General features: G+C 49.8%; 14 protein-coding genes. 13 read left to right on the forward strand and 1 reads right to left on the reverse strand.

The genetic code is table 11. The features are described 5' to 3' along the window. The 9 genes from sufD to TJ79_RS26905 all read left to right on the forward strand — a co-directional run. On the forward strand, window positions 1-860 hold an 860-nt coding region (gene sufD, locus TJ79_RS22315), incomplete at its 5' end, for a Fe-S cluster assembly protein SufD (protein WP_040952567.1). Continuing rightward, window positions 857-2083: a cysteine desulfurase gene (locus TJ79_RS22320; protein ID WP_040952568.1), complete on the forward strand. Its 1227-nt coding sequence runs from the start codon at window positions 857-859 to the stop codon at window positions 2081-2083. The genes sufD and TJ79_RS22320, both read left to right, overlap by 4 nt. Beyond that, window positions 2070-2498 (forward strand): Fe-S cluster assembly sulfur transfer protein SufU, encoded by a 429-nt coding sequence (sufU, locus tag TJ79_RS22325; RefSeq protein WP_040952569.1) that lies wholly within the window; start codon window positions 2070-2072, stop codon window positions 2496-2498. The genes TJ79_RS22320 and sufU overlap by 14 nt, the downstream gene beginning before the upstream one ends. Window positions 2499-2560: 62 nt before the next feature. Further along, window positions 2561-3958 carry a Fe-S cluster assembly protein SufB gene (gene sufB, locus TJ79_RS22330; protein WP_040952570.1) on the forward strand — a complete coding sequence of 466 codons (1398 nt, stop codon included), beginning with the start codon at window positions 2561-2563 and terminating at the stop codon, window positions 3956-3958. A 437-nt stretch (window positions 3959-4395) separates the two neighbouring features. Beyond that, the gene (locus TJ79_RS22335) at window positions 4396-4917 is read left to right on the forward strand and encodes a hypothetical protein (protein WP_040952571.1); all 522 of its coding nucleotides are present in this window, start codon (window positions 4396-4398) and stop codon (window positions 4915-4917) included. Window positions 4918-5211: 294 nt separating this feature from the next. Further along, entirely contained in the window at window positions 5212-6510 is a 1299-nt protein-coding gene (locus TJ79_RS22340; RefSeq protein ID WP_040952572.1) for an MFS transporter, read from the forward strand. 138 nt (window positions 6511-6648) lie between these two features. Continuing rightward, window positions 6649-7569: an EamA family transporter gene (locus tag TJ79_RS22345; protein ID WP_040952573.1), complete on the forward strand. Its 921-nt coding sequence runs from the start codon at window positions 6649-6651 to the stop codon at window positions 7567-7569. 123 nt (window positions 7570-7692) lie between these two features. After that, window positions 7693-8091, forward strand: coding sequence for a hypothetical protein (locus TJ79_RS22350; RefSeq protein WP_040952574.1), 399 nt, complete (start codon window positions 7693-7695; stop codon window positions 8089-8091). A gap of 19 nt (window positions 8092-8110) precedes the next feature. Then, on the forward strand, window positions 8111-9268 hold the full coding sequence (locus tag TJ79_RS26905) for a copper amine oxidase N-terminal domain-containing protein (protein ID WP_238323107.1): 1158 nt from the start codon (window positions 8111-8113) through the stop codon (window positions 9266-9268). Between the two features lie 115 nt (window positions 9269-9383). Here TJ79_RS26905 and TJ79_RS22360 read toward each other — a convergent pair whose 3' ends face one another. After that, window positions 9384-10463 carry an HD-GYP domain-containing protein gene (locus TJ79_RS22360; protein WP_081757091.1) on the reverse strand — a complete coding sequence of 360 codons (1080 nt, stop codon included), beginning with the start codon at window positions 10461-10463 and terminating at the stop codon, window positions 9384-9386. Between the two features lie 189 nt (window positions 10464-10652). On the opposite strand from TJ79_RS22360, the gene TJ79_RS22365 reads away from it, so the two are divergent. The 4 genes from TJ79_RS22365 (at window position 10653) to TJ79_RS22380 (ending at window position 15619) form a co-directional block, all read left to right on the forward strand. Next, window positions 10653-12110 (forward strand): bifunctional metallophosphatase/5'-nucleotidase, encoded by a 1458-nt coding sequence (locus TJ79_RS22365; RefSeq protein ID WP_040952576.1) that lies wholly within the window; start codon window positions 10653-10655, stop codon window positions 12108-12110. 56 nt (window positions 12111-12166) lie between these two features. Beyond that, window positions 12167-12973 carry an undecaprenyl-diphosphate phosphatase gene (locus TJ79_RS22370; protein WP_040952577.1) on the forward strand — a complete coding sequence of 269 codons (807 nt, stop codon included), beginning with the start codon at window positions 12167-12169 and terminating at the stop codon, window positions 12971-12973. Window positions 12974-13073: 100 nt separating this feature from the next. After that, window positions 13074-14192, forward strand: coding sequence for an HD-GYP domain-containing protein (locus tag TJ79_RS22375; RefSeq protein ID WP_238323108.1), 1119 nt, complete (start codon window positions 13074-13076; stop codon window positions 14190-14192). A gap of 65 nt (window positions 14193-14257) precedes the next feature. Beyond that, window positions 14258-15619 carry a hemolysin family protein gene (locus tag TJ79_RS22380; RefSeq protein WP_040952578.1) on the forward strand — a complete coding sequence of 454 codons (1362 nt, stop codon included), beginning with the start codon at window positions 14258-14260 and terminating at the stop codon, window positions 15617-15619. Window positions 15620-15629 lie beyond the last annotated feature (10 nt).

Here is a 15629-nt window from a genome sequence, read left to right on the forward strand (position 1 = left end):
GCTCTTGGAACGGCGGAGTGTTCCTATACGTTCCGAAAAACGTCGCGGTACAGGCTCCGCTTCAGGCGCTGTTCTTATCCGACAACAAGAAAGCCGGCATCGCCCCCCACATCCTCATCGTGGCGGAAGAAGGCAGCTCGGTAACTTATGTAGACAATTTCGAATCCGCCCATGCCGAAGGCTCGCTGGTACTGAACGCCGTAGCCGAAGTGTTTGCCGCTCCGGGCGCTAGTATCCGTTACGCAACGGTGCATCATCTGGATAAAGATACGGTGGATCTCTCTTACCGTCGGGCCATTCTTGAGCAGGATGCCCGCATCGAATGGATCGTTGGAGAAATGAACGATGGCAACGGGCTGTCGGATACCACGACCATTTTGAAGGGCAAGGGCTCTTCCTCCGACATAAAAGTTATATGTGTGGGCAGCGGGGAGCAAAAGCTCAACCTGACGGCTCGCAATATCCATTTCGGCAAAATGACCGAATCTGATATGCTGACCCGTGCTGTTATGCGCGAGGATTCCACGGCCATCGTCAACGCGATTACGAAGATTGAAAAAGGCGCAACCGGAGCCAACGGCCAGCAAACGGAGAAAGTCATGATGCTGAGCCCAACTGCACGCGGCGACGCCAATCCGATCCTGCTCATCGACGAAGATGACGTGAAGGCGGGACACGCTGCCAGCGTCGGCCAAGTAAGTCCGGAGCAGATTTATTATCTGATGTCTCGGGGGATTTCCAAAGTGGAAGCGGAACGCCTCATCATCTACGGCTTCTTGGCGCCAGTGGTTGCGGAAATTCCTATTCCTGCAGTTGAAGAGCAATTCCGCCGACTGGTGGAAAGGAAGTTGGGACAATGAATGCCAAGGAAATCCGCGACTTATTCCCGATCCTGCACCAGGAAGTAAACGGACATCCGCTCGTTTATCTAGACAGCGCGGCTTCATCGCAAAAACCCGTTCAGGTGTTGGATGCGGTGAGGGATTACTATATGCAAGATAATGCCAACGTACATCGGGGTGTACACACCTTGGGTGCGAGGGCGACGGATGATTACGAAGGGGCGCGGGAGAAGGTTGCCCGGTTCCTGAATGCAGAAAGCCCGGAGCAAATTATTTTTACACGGGGCACAACGACGGCGATCAATCTGGTTGCCGCTAGCTATGCAAGGTCCGTTTGCGGTGATGGCGATGAAATCGTCATTACGCCTCTCGAGCACCACAGCAATCTCATCCCGTGGCAGCAGGCGGCGAAAGCAACCGGCGCCACGCTGAAATACATTCCGCTGCAGCCTGACGGCACGATCACCCTGGAAGATGTCGAAAACACGATTACGGACCGGACCAAGATGGTAGCTGTCACTTACGTTTCCAACGTAATGGCCGTCGTCAATCCGGTGAAGCAAATCGCTGAAATCGCCCATCGCCACGGAGCAAAAATTTTGGTGGACGGCGCCCAAAGCACACCCCATCAAAAAGTGGATGTACAGGATCTGAACTGTGACTTCTATGCTTTTTCCGGCCACAAAATGTGCGGTCCTACGGGGATTGGCGCTTTGTACGGCAAGAAAGAGCTATTGGAAAAGATGGAGCCGGTGGAGTTCGGCGGGGAAATGATTGATCACATCGGACTTTACGAGTCTACTTGGAAAGAGATTCCTTACCGGTTTGAGGGAGGCACCCCCATTATCGCCGGGGCTGTCGGGCTAGGAGCCGCTATCGATTTTCTGAGCCAGATCGGCATGGATGAAATCGAGCGCCATGAGAAAGAGATTGTCGGTTATGCGATGGACCGTTTATCCCAAGTCGACGGGTTAACGATTTACGGGCCGCAGAAAAATCGCTCCGGACTGGTTACTTTTAATCTGGGCGACGTTCATCCGCACGATGTGGCGACTGTGCTGGACTCTCAGGGCGTCGCGGTTCGCGCCGGCCATCACTGCTGCCAACCGCTTATGCGCTGGCTGAATGTAACGGCCACCGCCCGTGCGAGCTTTTATCTTTACAATACGGAAGAAGACGTAGACCGGTTGGTTGCCGCCTTACTTCAAACAAAGGAGTACTTCGGCCATGCAATTGGATGATTTGTACCGTAGAGTCATTATGGATCATTACAAAAACCCCCGGAACCGTGGCACCTTTGAGGATGGCGAAGCCGTGACGGTCGCCTTGAACAATCCATCTTGCGGCGACCGGATCACCCTGCAGATGAAGGTGGAAGACGGGGTCGTCAAGGATGCCAAATTCCAAGGGGAAGGCTGTTCCATCAGCCTGTCGTCCGCATCGATGATGACCGATGCGGTAAAGGGAAAGAGCCTTACGGATGCCATGAATATGGCAGAGAATTTTTCCTGTATGATGAAGGGCGAAGAAGTGGATTTTGATTATGAAGACATTGAAGCCCTTTCCGGAGTCAACAAGTTCCCTGCCCGCATCAAATGCGCCACATTGGCATGGAATGCGATGAAGAAGGGCATCGAGAAGAAAAACGAGGAGTAAGACGGACTCATTTTCATATGAATCAAATGCACGAATCCTAATACAAGATGGAGGGGAATACGATGGCGAAGAATATGCCAGAAATCGGCGAGTACAAATACGGTTTTCGCGACGAGCACAAAGCCGTTTTTCAATCCGGCAAAGGCCTGACTCCGGAAATCGTGACGGAGATTTCCCGCATGAAGGGCGAACCGGACTGGATGCTGGAGTTTCGGTTGAAGTCTCTGGAACAATTTTTCAAAATGCCTCTTCCCCGTTGGGGCGGCAATCTGGACGATTTGGATTTTAACGATATCCAGTACTACGTAAAACCGGCGGAAGCCCAAGGGAAAACCTGGGAAGAAGTGCCTTCGGAAATTAAGGAAACCTTCGATAAACTGGGCATTCCCGAAGCGGAGCAAAAGTTCCTGGCCGGTGTATCCGCCCAATACGAATCGGAAGTCGTTTACCACAACATGCAGGAAGATTTGAAGAAGCAAGGGGTTATCTTCACCGATACGGATACGGCGCTGCGCGAATATCCGGAGCTGTTCAAGAAATATTTCGGCACCATCGTGCCGCCGACGGACAACAAATTCGCAGCCTTGAACAGTGCGGTATGGTCCGGTGGAAGCTTCATCTATGTACCGAAGGGCGTGAAATGCGAGGTTCCGCTGCAAGCGTACTTCCGCATCAACTCCGAGAACATGGGACAATTCGAACGGACGCTGATCATCACCGACGAAGACAGCTTTGTTCACTACGTAGAAGGCTGTACGGCGCCGATCTACAGCACCAACTCGCTGCATAGCGCCGTGGTCGAGATTATCTGCTTGAAAAACTCCCGGGCCCGCTACACCACCATTCAAAACTGGGCGCCGAACATTTACAACCTGGTCACGAAACGCGCCGTTGCTGAAGAAAATGCCACCATGGAATGGGTGGATGGCAACATCGGCTCCAAGCTGACCATGAAATATCCGGCGGTTGTTTTGAAAGGCCGCGGAGCCAAGGGCAGCGTGCTTTCCATCGCTGTTGCCGGCAAGGGCCAGCATCAGGACGCCGGTGCGAAGATGATTCACCTGGCGCCGGAAACCACCTCCACCATCATATCCAAATCCATCAGCAAGCATGGCGGCAAGGTCACCTACCGTGGTCTCGCTTCCTTCGGTCGCAATGCCCATGGCGCCAAGTCCAACGTCAAGTGCGACACGCTGATCATGGATAAGGAGTCCACCTCCGATACCATTCCATACAACGAGATCATGAACGACAACGTCACGCTGGAGCATGAAGCGACGGTTTCGAAGGTGTCGGAAGATCAGCTTTTCTACCTGATGAGCCGTGGCCTTTCAGAAGCAGAAGCGACGCAAATGATCGTTATGGGCTTCATCGAACCCTTCACGAAGGAACTACCGATGGAATACGCCGTCGAGATGAACCGGTTGATCAAGTTCGAAATGGAAGGCAGCATCGGGTAATTTCCTGAAACCCTTATTGCAGTAAGAGTTCGGTAGTTTTAATACCGCGGCTGAAATCGTTTGTGCCGATTTCGAACCGTTTAAAAATTAAATTTTAGTGTAGGAGGCGAACTTTTTAAGTTCGTCTCCTTCATTTTTTTTGGTAATGGAAAGGTAGGTATCAGCGGTTGTCTTCAACAAAGATTTCGTTCATGCTTACTCATTGGTCGGATTTCTAGGTTCCGTTTTTTCGAATAGGCATCAGTAGTTCAGTAGGGTTTTTTAGGGATTAGTAAGAAGGGATTAATGTTTCTTCTTGTTTTCTTAGGTCATCGAATTGATGTAGTGTTTTTTACAGCTATTGACAAGTTGGGAACGTGTGTTCCATAATGAAAATGGCTAAGATTTGGGAATTCTATTACTATTTTACATATCATTATCTATTGTAGGAGGCCTATATGACCGAAATTACGAGGGATTATGTTCAGCTCATGCCCAGTTCGCGTTTTATCGGGATGAAGTATGGTGATGAGGACAGAGTAAATGGCGGTTTCGGAGAGCAATGGGGAAGTTGGTTCGCTGCCGACCGCTTTAAGCCGCTGGAAGCTCTAGTGGATGACGAATTCAGAGGTGCTTATGAAGATGCCGATGCCTATGTCGGCTTGATGCGATGGAAGGAAAATGAGCCTTTCGAATATTGGATCGGCATGTTTTTGCCCCAGGATGCCGTTGTTCCTGATGGTTACGGTTTTATCGATAAACCGGAAGACAAGCTGGGGGTTTGCTGGCTGCGTGGAACGGAACCCGACATTTACGGCAAGGAACACCTCTGTGCCGAGCGTCTTGGCAAAGCGGGCTATGAAATATCGCAAGCCGCAGATGGCGCTTGGTGGTTTTTCGAACGGTACGTCTGCCCACGGTTTACGGAGAAGGATGAAGCGGGACAAGTGATCCTCGATATTTGTCATTATGTGAAGTAAGGTCGGATTTCGCGTGACACTTAAGAAAGTTAATTGCTATGAAATGGACCCTCCGCTCGTTAGCGGGGGGGTTTGTCATTTTGACGGCTTGCGTAAATCATCATTCCAATATTTATGGTAAAATGAAAATCAAAACTTAAAATTTTAGAGGGAGAATAGGAATGAAGCTCTGCATTGACATGGCTCCGTGCAAGGTCTGAACCGGACGAACTGCACGGAGCGGATTGCATTCGTCCGTTCGGCTTTGCACTTTCAATAAATCGTTAAGATTTTATTTGAAAGAGGAGCAAAGTCATGATAAAGAATATAAAAGATAACTTCCGGGAGCTTCGAGATTTCCTGATTTTATGGATAACCCAGTCATTTTCGGCACTTGGTAGTTCAATGACAAGCTTTGCACTGGTGATCTGGAGTTACCAACAGCAAGGATCGGCGCTGACCACTTCATTATTGGCCATCTGTTCCTATGCCTCTTATGTTCTGCTGAGTATCTTCGCAGGTGCACTGAGCGATCGCTGGAACAAGAAAATCACCATGTTGCTCAGCGACAGCTTTGCGGCACTTTGTACCGTGTCGGTGCTTATTTTACTAACAACGGGTAAACTCCAGATTTGGCATCTGTATTTGATCAACTCCTTGAATGGACTGATGAATACTGTACAGCAGCCGGCGTCGGATGTAGCCATCAGCCTGTTGGCTCCGCAAAAGCACTATCAGAAGGTCAGCGGAATGCGGTCCTTCTCCAATTCGTTGGTTACCGTATTAACTCCTGTGCTTGCCACGGCAATGCTTTCTTTTACAAACATTCGGGTTGTCATCCTGTTTGATTTGATTACATTTGCCACCGCGTTTACGGCGTTATTAGGCTTTGTCAAAATCCCGAAAGTCGCAGAACGAGACAGCACTGGAAGCGAAACGATATTGCAGTCCGCTAAAAGCGGTTTGCGGTATCTCAGAGACAACCGTGGGATTCTGGATCTGATCCTTTTTTTGGCGGTTATTAATTTTACTGCCTCGATCTACAATGCTGCCCTGCCGGCCATGATGCTTTCACGGGTTGGTGGCGGAGAGTTGGCTCTTGGCATGGTTAACACCGTTACCGGGTTAGCAACAATGCTCGGAAGCATACTCGTCACGATCCTGCCACCGCCCAAAAGCCGAGTTCGAGTTATTTGCAATTCCTTGCTTTTTTCCATGAGCACTGAAAACTTTATCCTGGCTTTCGGCAGAAGCACGCCGGTGTGGTGTCTGGGTGTAATTCTCGGATGGGTGTTCATCCCTGTTATGAGTGCCAATATGGATGTCCTATTCCGCTCAAAGATCCCTATTGAGATGCAGGGGCGTGTCTATTCGGTAAGGAATACCTTGCAGTTTTTCACGATTCCTTTGGGGTATTTGTGCGGCGGTATTTTAGTAGATAAGGTGTTTGAACCGTTTATGGCCGTGCAATCATTGGACAGTATGTGGGTCACGCTGTTTGGAGCAGGAAAAGGATCCGGAGCAGCTCTGTTATTTCTTGTAATCGGATTTTTCGGCGCATTATCTTGTTTGCCATTTCGGATGGATAAAAATATTTGGAGATTGGAAGATTAGCCGTCTTTTTAGTCGATTAGAGTAGTCATGATGGGGAGCAATCGTTTTTGCTCTCCTTTTTTATTTTCAAGCTGCGTCTTCTGGTGTATAGTCAATCCAATATATGACGTTCCTACATGTCAGGGATGCGGAGGAGCCATGGGGTTGGAAGTAAGGCAGTTAGGATTTCAACGGGCAAGAACGAGAGGCGTGGCGCTGGCGCTTTTTGGCTCCGCACTGTGGGGGATATCCGGGACAGTGGCGCAGTCGCTTTTTCAACGCCATGGGTTCAGCGCGGAATGGCTTACCGTCGTGCGTTTGCTCGCATCGGGAATCATCATTCTGACGTATGCCTTTCGACGGGAAGGGAAGCGCGTCTTATCCTTATGGAGCGACAAGTCGAGCCGCATATCGATTCTCGTATTCGGAATTCTCGGCATGTTGGGGGTGCAGTACACCTATTTTGCGGCGATTGACCATGGAAACGCAGCGACCGCCACAGTGCTGCAATATTTGTCACCGGTGTTGATAACAGGGTTACTATGTATCCGCCTGAAAAAACTCCCATCCCTGATGATCGGTATTTCGGTTGCGCTGGCGGTGCTCGGTACCTTTTTGCTCGTTACAGGCGGCAGCTTTACCCAGTTGTCCATATCCGGATGGACGCTGTTTTGGGGCATCGCATCGGCGTTCGCTGCCGCATTCTATACCCTTCAGCCACACAAGCTGTTGATGAAATGGGGCTCGTTGATCATCGTCGGTTGGGGGATGCTTATCGGGGGTGTCGGTTTCAGCTTCGTTCATCCCGTTTGGGTTGTCTCGGGCGATTGGTCATGGATGTCGGGAATTTCGGTTCTTTTTGTCATCTTGTTCGGTACGATCATCGCGTTTTTATGCTATCTGGAAAGCACGAAGTATATTTCGGGGGCGGAAGCAAGCATCTTCGCTTCGGTTGAGCCTTTGTCCGCCGCATTGCTATCCGTCTTTTGGCTGCACGTTTCCTTCGGTTTGTTCGAATGGTTGGGAACACTGTGCATTTTGGTTACGGTTGGCTTGCTTTCTTTTATTCGTAAGGATTAGTAAGAATAATTATTGGTCGGGCGAGTTTCGCATTGTCGAGGCTCGCTTTTTTTGCGTAACTTTTTGCTCTAGGCAGTCGTCTAACTAGCATATGGAAAAAAATTGAAGGCGAAAGGGACTCCTATGCCGAACAAAATGACGGATAATCTCATTGCAAGAAGAAGTAGGCTTTTTAAGATGATGATTTGCGCGGCACTGGCTGTCAGTGTGGGGATAGGTTCAACGTTTACTGCGTTGAAACCGGTTCATGCTGCAGCTTCAGCCTTAGCGATTACAGCGGAAGATCAGGCTATTGAGCGGGCGAAGGAGCTGAATTTGATTCCGGGGGATGCCAATGTCGTGGAGGCGGTCAAACCGACGGATAAAGACAGCCGATGGATTGTGAAATTTGAGACTCCGGATCGGGATAAGTATGGGTACGGGACCAAACTTCATACTGGACAGGCGACATTTTTACCGGACGGTGAACTGGTTGCTTTTGATGAAGTGAAGTGGCATGGCATCGACGCATTTCCCGCATGAATTTGATGGTCCCATAAATGTGGATTCCGCTACGGCATTGAAGACGGCACAAGCTTTCATCGAAACGAAAAATCAGGCCTTTCAAGCCGATTGGATGGTTGATCCATACCCGGTGACTTGGGATATCGCTCGCCATGAGCCGTATGAGATGTATTATCTGCGTTTTGACCAGGCCTATAAAGGGGTCCGATTCCACGAAGATACGTTTCTAGTCAATGTCGATAAAGGAACAGGCGAGATTCGCGGATATGAAATCCATTGGAAGAAAACAAAGTTCGATACGCCCGCCAAAATCATATCGAAGCAGGAAGCCGCCGCTCTTTTTTATAAAAGGATTAAAACTTGCCTATCTCTAGGGGACATGATAAAAGAACCCCAATATGGTCTGCAAGTTCCGTATCCGATGGATGCGGTGAGCGGTGTTTTTGATAAGTCAGATATCCCCTGCCCTTCGGAAGTGAAGAGTAAGCCTAAGTTCCCCGAAGCGATAGCCCGTGATTATATGTTATCTTATATGGACATAGAGCTCGGTTACCGAACAACAGGTACGGGCGGAGAAGCAAGGTTGTTCTATCATACGGTTGTAAAACCTGAAACGGTCTTGTACGGTTTCCGCTATGCTCCCCGAATACAGGCGAATACCGGCCAGTGGGTCAATGTATCAGGGGATTTGGAGACCCGTCCCATCCCCGAACCAAGCGACTGGTTAGTCGATATTGTGGCACCTCCTGGAAAACTCCTTTATCCTGCTGCCGTAGCAGTAAATGGAGAGCTCTTGTCCCTGCAGGATGATCTAGTGGAGCAGAATGGGCGAACATTAGTCCCTTTCCGCAGCTTGTTGGAGAAGTTGGGGGCTAAAGTTACCTGGGACGCCAAAACCAAAAAGGTGACCGCCGTCAAAGGAGCCACAAAGCTGGAATTGACCATCGGCAGCATGACGGCGTATATCAACGGCAAATCGTATAAGCTTGATGTTCCCGCTAAACTAATCAACAACCGCACATATATTCCCACACGGTTTGCGGCGGAGTCCCTGGGCGGAACGGTAAATTGGGATGCCGCCTCCAAGCTCGTTCTCATCCATACAGACGAGGGTTCAAACACTGCTCTGACCCCATCCGAGTTAGGCCACCTGCGATACAAAGCTCAGCTTGACTGGGAGATCAAGCATCAGTAGCCTTAGCCGCACGCGAAAAAAAGCCAGCCTCCGCACGTGAGCACCCCCAATGTTAGGTGTGTCTACCCATTGGGATGAAGTCCGTCGTGCAGGGCTGGCTTTTGCTTGTCCAAAACTAGGACGCAGAAACGATCCGTTCGATGCGAATGTCATTGGTTTGCGCAAGGTCGATGAAGCGCTGGTCGACCTGAACCAGCGGGCGGAAGCTGTCGCTGGGGTTGGTCATGACGATTTTGCCCATATCGCCGTTATTCAGAACGACCTTCTTGCCGATTAAATTCGGGAGCATATTGCGGATGAAGATCTGCGTGATGTACGGGTCGGTCTGGCCGAAGCTCATCTGGTACAGCTCGTATAGCACGTTTAGGAGGTCTTTTTGCTCGCCGTATACCCGATTGGAAATACAGGCACTATAGATGTCGGCGATGGCAACGATTTTGGAGAGAGGATGCATATCCTGCTCCTTGATGCCGTAAGGATATCCTGAACCATTGAAGCGCTCGTGATGCTGCAGAGCAGGCAGAGACAGATGCGGATTGCCGACGGAATCGTTAATGATATCAAACCCGTAAATAGGGTGTTTGCGTATTTCGGCAAATTCATCGTTTGTTAGGGGAGTTTGTTTATTTAATATTTCCGGGGGGATTTTGCATTTTCCAATATCGTGAAGGTAACCGGCTTTACTGGCAAGAGCGCACTCCTCTGCATTCTTACCCATCCATTTCGCTATGTAATAGGAGATGATGCCTACCTGAACACTGTGACGGTAAGTGTAATCATCATTGTCGCTTATGTTTAACAGGATGGAAGCGATATCAATTTGCTTGCGAAATTGATCCATCATTGGCGAAATGACCGAATCAACGGTTTGCACATCGATTTCTCCGCGTTCGGCAGCTTGCGTGTAGAGCTCTTTCGTACTGTAGACAGCGGAGTTAAGTACTTCCGTCAGTACCTTTCCGGGATTCTCAATAGCAGTCGCGCCAACTGTCGAAAGCTCGGTTCTACGTACGGCTATATCTACATAATCGATACTGTGCTGAAATAGCTTAGAGATGGATTCTTCATCCAGACTGGAACCTGCGGATAAAACGAGCAAACCATAGGTGTTAAAAGTATCGGTTAGGACGACATCACTGTGACGCAAGTCCATAATATGTACACGCAAAGCGCTCACCTGCCATTCATTTTCCATTATAAATTTATAATAACAACAAAGGGTCAGATTGGCAATTCCATGTTCGGTGTCGTTTCTTTATCAACTTTTGAATAGTCTAATCAAAGAGCTGCCGTTTCATAATTAGGCGTCCGGGTGTCCATTTGCATTATTTTTCATTATAATAAAAAGAGATATGGCTCCGGAGAGCAAGAAGGAGGGCAAACCGTGAGCGATCGATTGAAAAAAGTCTTCATCCTGCATACCAACGACATACATAGTCATTTTGAGGAAATGCCGCAGATCGCTGGAATGCTGAATCGCCTCCGGGCGGAACGGAAAGGCGCGGATATCGTCACCGTGGATATCGGCGATCATATCGACCGGGCTAACGCCATTTCAGAGGGGACGATGGGAGCGGCCAACGTGGCGATCATGAACGCTGCGGGATATGATTTCGCCGTACCGGGCAACAACGAAGGTCTCACTTTGCTTCCTTCCGAACTGGCAGATGCCTACTCCGGGGGAAAGTTTCGCGCACTCTGTGCTAATTTATCCTTGACGGATACTGGGGCTCCTCCCCCCTGGCTGAAGCCCTACGCCATTGTGGAAAAAGGAGGTTTGCGCATCGGCTTTATTGGGGTGACGGCAGCCTTCACGCAATTTTATCGGCTGATTGGCTGGGAGGCTACGGATCCTTTCGAGGCGGTGGCGTGCACTATTCATGAACTGCTGCCGCATACGGATGTACGGGTAGTTCTCTCCCATCTAGGCATTCAAAATGACCGAAAGTTGGCGGAGAGTATTCCCGGAATTGATGTGATCATCGGCGGGCACACCCATCATTTGCTGGAAAAGCCGGAGCAGATCGGCAACACCTATTTGTTCGCAGCCGGAAAATTCGGCAAGTATGTAGGAGTGGTGGAGCTGAGCTACGAAACGGGTACTCGGCAACTGGCGGGAGTCGACGGAACCTGTTATCCTTGTTTAGACGCTGCGCCTGATCCCGGTACGGAGACGATCATTCGTCAGCAAAAGCGCTTGAGCGATGATGTTCTCCATGCCCCCGTGTGCCGGTTGGATCATGCGTTGCCTGTCGATTGGCAGAGTGAGTCGGCGCTCGGCAATTTATTGGCAGCAGGGTTAAAGCGCCATACTGGCGCGGAGATCGGGCTCGTCAATTCCGGGCAGATTCTGGAGAGCCTGCTTCCAGGAGTCGTGACAAAAGAGGCGCTGCACCGGATGTGTCCTTCTCCCATCAATCCTTGCCTCACTTTGCTGAGCGGAGAGGATATTCGCCAAGCGCTGGAGGAGTCGCTCCTTCCTGAGTTTTATTTAAAGCGAATCACCGGTTACGGCTTTCGCGGATATATGCTGGGAGGCCTCTCGGTTGATGGTATGCAGGTGCAATTCGACCCTGAAGGGAAACCGTATCAAAAAATCCTCCATCTTGCCGTCAATGGGGAACCCCTGGAACCGGACAGGCTTTACCGGGTGGGTACCATCGACATGTTTACGTTTATCATCGGATATACGACGTTAGCCCGAGGCAGCGCCACGCAGTTTTTTCTACCAGAGTTTATTAGAGATTTAATGGCTACTGAATTGCAAAAAGATAGCTCGGTAAGGAATAGCCTGCGGCTGGACCGTTGGCAACAGATAAACAGAGAACGTTCGATAACATGAAGTTGAACTATTGAAAATGTAACTTCGGTTAAACTTAATATAATTGGAGGGAAATCATGCTGGAATTATGGAAATCTATTGTCATCGGGATTATTGAAGGGTTGACGGAATTTTTGCCGGTCTCCTCGACGGGACACATGATACTCGTAGGGAATGCCATCAACTTCACCGGAGAAAAAGCCGATACCTTTGAGATCGTTATTCAGTTGGGTGCAATTCTATCTGTTTTCGTGCTCTATTGGAGAAAAGTGCTGCGTCTCTTTGGCATCAAGGACAAGAATGCGCCGGTAAGCGAAAGTGGAAGAAGCCTGAACCTGCTGCATATCCTTATCGGGATTGTTCCAGCCGGGCTGGTCGGGTTTATTTTCCGTGATTACATTAAGGAACTCTTCATGCCGGAGACGGTTGTCATCGGTCTTGTAGTCGGGGGTATCTTTATGATCGTCGGTGAAAAATGGAACCCGCCGGCAAAAGCGAAGTCCATGGATGATATGACGTACAAGCAGTCCTTCTATGTCGGGATCGCTCAAATTTTATCGCTGTGGCCGGGCTTCAGCCGATCCGGATCGACTATCGCCGCCGGTATGCTTTCAGGTGCAACTCGCGGAGCATCTGCGGATTTCACCTTCCTGATGGCGATTCCGCTTATGGCAGCAGCAACAGGGTATGACCTGTTGAAAAACTTTTCGGTCTTTACCCGGGACGATTTGATCCCGTTCGCAACAGGTTTTGTCGTTTCCTTTATCGTTGCCCTTCTGGCTGTGGCGACCTTTATCAAGCTGGTCTCAAAAATGAAGCTTACCTATTTTTCCTATTACCGGTTTGTTCTTGCCGCTATCGTCTTGCTCGTTCTGGTTTTTTAATCCGATCTTCTGACACCGGAAACGCTTTTCGGTTCTATTCGTAGAAAAAGAGTGAGTGAATCAGATGCGCCTATTATCTCTGCATACATGCAAGCCTGGAATGAGGTTAGCCAAACCGATTCTGGACGAAGAGGGACGAGTCCTGCTGGGTACGGGGGTTGAACTGGGGGAAACGCTTCTTTCCAGATTGAAGGATCACCAGGTCCCGTTCTTGTACATCATGGATGAGCGTACGGAAGACGTCGATATCCCCGATATGCTCAGTCCAGAGGTGCGGCAGGAAGCGACTCGATTGATCCGCACCCACTTCCGCCGGCTGATGTCGGAATCGGTGAAGACGAGGATGTTTTCCCGGTATGAGCTGGGGAGCGACATGCGCAAGCTGATGGATCTTTTGATCAGTGATCTCAGTCAAACGGGGAACGCCATGATCATGCTTGGGGATATGCAGCTTACGGAACACTATCTGTATCAGCATTCCCTTGACGTGTGCATCTACACGACGCTTCTCGGCATGAAATCCGGCTACAACCGGGATGAACTGCATACCTTGGGGCTGGGTGCTTTGCTGCACGACATCGGCAAGACGAAAATCCCTCTCTCCCTTTTGAAGAAACCCGGAAAGCTGACAGAGGATGAATTCGCTGAAGTGAAAAGGCACACGCTCATCGGTTTCGATATTCTTCGCCAAGAGCCGAATATCCCGCTTCTGTCCGCTCATTGTGCACTTCAGCACCATGAGCGGCTTGATGGCAGCGGCTATCCGCGCCAACTGGCAAGCGGCGAAATTCACGATTATGCCCGTTTTGTAGGGATGGTGGACGTATACGATGCGCTAACTCGGGAGCGTCCTTACCGGGCGGCGATGCTGCCGCATCAAGCGATCGAAATTTTGTATATGGGTGCGGATAAGCTGTTCGATCTGGACAAACTGATTTTATTCCGCGATAAAATCGCCATTTATCCCATCGGCATGGAAGTCAAGCTCAGTAGTGGCGAGTCTGGCGTCGTAGTCGATTTGAACGCCAATGTTCCCCATAGGCCCGTCGTACGGATTTTATCAGATGCAGATGGCTTGCCGCTCTCTGCCCCTTATGAGGTGGACTTGTCCAATCGACTCTTTCTTACGATTGTCGAAGTATGTGGAACCCCTGCGACTCTAAGCGGCATGAATGCAGAGAAATCGCCGTTTGTTTCTTTTCAAGATCAGATGGGGTAAACTAAAATAATAGCTAAATTTGTTGGTCGATTCGGCCGCTAAACGTCGAAACCGGGAGAACATGGATGGAATCTTTTGATTTTGGGAAAATCGCACTTTATTTAGCCTTGGTCTTGTTCCTTGTCTTGCTAAACGGCATCTTTGTCGCGGCGGAGTTTGCTCTGGTTAAAATCCGTCAAACCCGCATTCAGGAACTGATCAATGAAGGAAAGAGCAAGGCCAAATATGCGATGGCCGTTACCAAACAACTGGACACGTATCTTTCGGCAACCCAGTTGGGCATTACCCTTGCCTCTCTGGCCATCGGTTACGTAGGCGAACCGGCGTTGGGACGGCTGATCTTCGAGCCGATGCTGGAACGGCTGCATATCCAGAACGACACCTTAAGTACGGTGCTTTCTTTTATTTTGACGTTCTGTACCATTACGTTTCTTCATATTGTATTGGGCGAGCAGGCACCGAAAAATCTGGCTATTCAAAAAGCGGAAGGCGCATCGCTCTGGCTGTCCGGTCCTTTGATCGTTTTTACCAAAATCTTCAAGCCGATTATCTGGTTGCTCAATTCTGCAGCAAACGGATTGCTCCGCCTTTTTGGCGTGGAGCCGGGCAGCGAGCATGAAGCCCACACGGAAGAAGAGATCCGCATCTTGATGAACCAAAGCGCGAAGAGTGGCCATATCAACAAGGATGAACTCGTGCTGTTCGATAATATCTTTGAGTTTTCCGACCGGCTGGCCCGGGAAGTCATGCTGCCGCGAACGGATATGGAATGCCTGTATACGGATGTCTCGATGCAGGAGAACATGGAAGTCGTCTACAAAACCAAGCATACCCGTTACCCGGTTGCGGTAGAGGAAAAGGATCAGATAATCGGTTTCGTCCATATTACGGATCTGCTCACGCTGCCGTCGAACAAGCTTCTGGAAGTTGATCTCCGGGAAATCGTCCGTCCGATTCTGACGGTTCCGGAATCCATGGAAATAAGCCGCGTGCTGAAGTTGATGCAGAAGAAGCATTCCCAACTGGCCATTGTGATTGATGAATATGGGGGAACGGCCGGACTTCTGACCATTGAAGAGATACTGGAAGAGATTGTCGGGGAGATTCAGGATGAATTCGACAATGAGCGTCCCGATATCGAGGATAAAGGCCAATATGTTTCCGTTGCCGGACGCGTGCTGCTAGAAGAGCTTAAGCCGCTCCTTGATATTACCGTCGAGGATGAAGAGGTAGACTCTGTTGGCGGCTGGTTGTTCAAGAAGCTGGAAGGCAATCCGGTAAAAGGCGCAAGGGTTGATGTGAAGCGGTATATTTTCGAAGTCGCGGAAACGGACCGGCTGCGGATTACTTGGGTGAACATCTATAAAGTCGAAGTACCTGAAGAAGCAAATCAAAATGGCACCGATGACGAAGAGAACAGGCAATAGGCAAAGGAAG

The sequence above is a fragment of the Gorillibacterium massiliense genome (assembly GCF_000455485.1).
In the GTDB taxonomy this organism is placed as follows: domain Bacteria; phylum Bacillota; class Bacilli; order Paenibacillales; family NBRC-103111; genus Gorillibacterium; species Gorillibacterium massiliense.